Annotated in this window: 4 protein-coding genes; 1 reads left to right on the plus strand and 3 read right to left on the minus strand. The window is 73.0% G+C overall.

Going from position 1 to position 3,001, the window contains the following annotated elements; all coding sequences use genetic code 11:
* The coding region (locus DQW85_RS10345; RefSeq protein WP_113700137.1) for an alpha/beta fold hydrolase at window positions 1-243 on the minus strand (243 nt) is incomplete at its 3' end.
* Window positions 244-385: 142 nt separating this feature from the next.
* Here DQW85_RS10345 and DQW85_RS10350 point away from each other — a divergent pair.
* On the plus strand, window positions 386-1,069 hold the full coding sequence (locus DQW85_RS10350) for a type 1 glutamine amidotransferase (RefSeq protein ID WP_113700135.1): 684 nt from the start codon (window positions 386-388) through the stop codon (window positions 1,067-1,069).
* On the opposite strand, the gene DQW85_RS10355 is transcribed toward DQW85_RS10350, so the two are convergent.
* Complete coding sequence (locus tag DQW85_RS10355) at window positions 1,070-1,975, minus strand: hypothetical protein (protein WP_113700136.1); 906 nt, start codon at window positions 1,973-1,975, stop codon at window positions 1,070-1,072.
* An 88-nt stretch (window positions 1,976-2,063) separates the two neighbouring features.
* The coding region (locus DQW85_RS10360) for a WD40 repeat domain-containing protein (protein ID WP_205315024.1) at window positions 2,064-3,001 on the minus strand (938 nt) is incomplete at its 5' end.

Here is a 3,001-nt window from a genome sequence, read left to right on the forward strand (position 1 = left end):
CACGTGGTCGGCGACGCGCAGCACGTCCTCGGCGTGCCGGGGCAGGCCGTACGGGCCGGGCAGCGCGGCGCTGTGCCCGCGCCCGCGCAGGTCCATCGCGACGAGCGAACACCCCTCGGGCAGCCGCCGCGCCACCGCGGCCCAGGCCATCAGCGACGCGGTGATCCCGTGCACCGCGACGATCACGCGGGGGCCCTCGCCGAACGTGGCGATGCGCATGCCGTCGACGTCGTCGAGTCTCATGACCGGGATCCTAGGGACAGATCCTTCCGTACGGTACGGCGGCGACGGTTCCACGCCCGTCTGGACGTGACCGTCCCGCCAACTTGTACGGCCTCAAAATAGTGCGTGCTTTGGGTGGATAGTTCCGGATAAATTACTCGGTATGCGGATCACCGTCATCGAGCACGAAGCGGACGCGGGGCTTGGCTTCCTCGCCGGGTGGCTGGGCCTGGCCTGCGACGTCGTCCGGCCGTACCTGGGCGAGCCGGTGCCCGAGCGGGCGGCCGACGGCCTCATCGTGCTCGGCGGCGAGCCGGCCGCCTGGGAGGACGACAGGCACCCCTGGCTGCCCGCCACCCGCGACCTGCTGCGCCGGTCGGTGGCGGAGGGCACGCCGACGCTGGGCATCTGCCTCGGCGCGCAGCTGATGACGATGGCCTGCGGCGGGACCGTGGAACGGGGCGGCGAGGGCCTGGAGGTGGGCCTGTGCGAGGTGGTCGCGCTGCCCGAGGCCGCGACCGACCGGCTGCTGTCCGGCATCGGCACCGGCGTGGCGATCCAGTATCACCGGGACGTCATGAACCGCCTGCCTGAGGGCGCGGTGCCGCTCCTGACCGCCGCCATGTACCCGAACCAGGCGTACCGGCTCGGCGAGAACGCCTGGGCGGTCCAGTTCCACCCGGAGGCGACGCCCGAGATCTTCGTCTCCTGGACGGCCGCCTCGGGGCTGCCCGGAGCCGAGGCGCTGAACGCCCGGGTCCGGGCCGCCGAGGACAAGCTGGTCGCCACCTGGCGCCCGGTGGCCGAGGCGTTCGCCGACGTCGTCAGGTCCACCAGCAGCGGCTGATCACATGAAGACGGCTCTCCAGGTCACCCTCGACTTTCTCTGGCTGAAGACGTCGAAGACGCCGCCGTTCACCGGCCCCACCGCGCGTCCCTGCCCGCCCGGACCCTTCGCGCGGATCCACTGCCCGCCCACCCTCTTCCTGTACTCGATCCGGACGCTGCCCGATCCCACGTCGCCACCGCTGGCGAACTCGGCCGTGCCGTGGTGGAGGTAGCAACTCCTCCCGCCCACCGTCGCCGCCCGGGGAGGCTGGAGCCGCAGGTCGATCGGCGGGTGGATGCGGGGGAAGAGCACCGCGACCGCGACGGCCCGGCTGTGGACGTTCTTGGCCAGGTCGGCGGGTAGCTCGGCGCGTACCTCACCGGTGGAGCCCGGGCTGATCTCGGTGCTGAACTCGCCGGAGTCCCACTCCGTCACGGCCTCGCCGATCTCCTCCCAGGCGTCGCCGTCGCCCGCCCGGTGGGTGATCGAGACCGGCTGCCCGCCGAACGGCCGTACGGTGCCGCCGTCCACGACGACCAGGCGACCCGTGGCGAGCATGTCGTCGCCCGCCTCGATCTCCCGGGGCTCCACGTCGAACTCCGCGAACCGGACCTCCCCGCTCGGCGGGTCGCCCAGCACCAGCAGATCCTGCTCGGTGACGACGCCGTCGACCATGACCTCCAGCCGCCACACGCCGGTCAGGTCGCCCACCCGGAAGCGGTGCCTGGCGCGCCAGGTGAGCGGCTCAGGCCCCGGGTCGAGGTCCAGCCTCCGGCGGGATCCGTCGGGCGCCGCCAGCGTCCCGCTCACCCTGGCCTCTCCCGCGGTGTCCACCTCGATGAGGGCTTCGACGTCGGCCGGTCCCAGCACCACCGGGTCCGGCGTGATGGTGATGTCCTTGACGTACACCTCGTACTGCGGCATGGCAGCCTCCTTCGCGACTTCGGTCAGCAGATTCGGTCAGCAGATTCGGTCAGCAGAATCGGTCAGCAGATTTGGTCAGCAGATTTGGTCAGCAGACTTTCCGGGCGGGCAGATCCTTGATGTGGCGTTCCCAGTCGCCCGCGGAGAGCGTTCTCCCCGCCCGGGCGCAGACCGCGGCGGCCACGGCCACGGGCGCGACGGGATGTTCGCGCAGGGCGCCGTCGGTTCCGAGGCTGTGGAGCGTGTTCGAGTCGGGGGCGAAGGCCAGTGCCAGGATCCGCCCCGCGTGGGCCGGAACGGGCGGGCCGGCGCGCCTGCCGTCGGCGACGTTCCACAGCCAGATCCGGCCGGTGAACCCGCCGGCCGCGAGCGTGCGGCCGTCAGGGCTGAAGGCGACGACGCGGAACTGCTCGAAGCCCTCGCCGCCCGCCTCCAGCCGGCGGACCGGGCTCAGCCTCGCGGCGTCCCAGAGGTCCACGCCCACGGCCGACCACCCCGTGGCCAGGGTTCGGCCGTCCGGGCTGTAGTCCAGCCCGAGCACGCCGTCGGCGAAGGCCCCGAACGGCCGGTGGTGAACCCTTGCCGGAGAGAGCTCGATGACCGCGCTGTTGTCGCCCCCGTTGACCGCCAGCGCCCGGCCGTCAGGGCTGAACGCCATCACCGAGCCGCCCGCGTGATCGAGGGCGCCCAGCATGACGCCCCGCCGCGGATCCCAGAGCTGCACGTTCCGCCACGTCTCGCCGAGCGGGGCCACGGCCAGGACCCCGTTCACCGGATTGAACGCCAGCCCGCCCACCTGGCGGGCCCCGATCGTCAACGTCCGTTCCAGCCGGGCCTCGGGGACGTTCCAGAGAGCCACGCGGGGCCGGTCGGGCGTGCTCACCGCCAGCAGCCGGCCGTCGGCGTTGAAGGCGATCGCGCCGCCTGGCACGCTCGCGTTGCCCAGGCGGCGGAGCGGCGTGCGGGTCCCCGCCTGCAGCAGCTCCGTGGTGCGGGCGCCCCGCAGCGCGGCGTACCCGGCGTGCC

This window comes from Nonomuraea lactucae (assembly GCF_003313395.1).
Lineage (GTDB): Bacteria > Actinomycetota > Actinomycetes > Streptosporangiales > Streptosporangiaceae > Nonomuraea > Nonomuraea lactucae.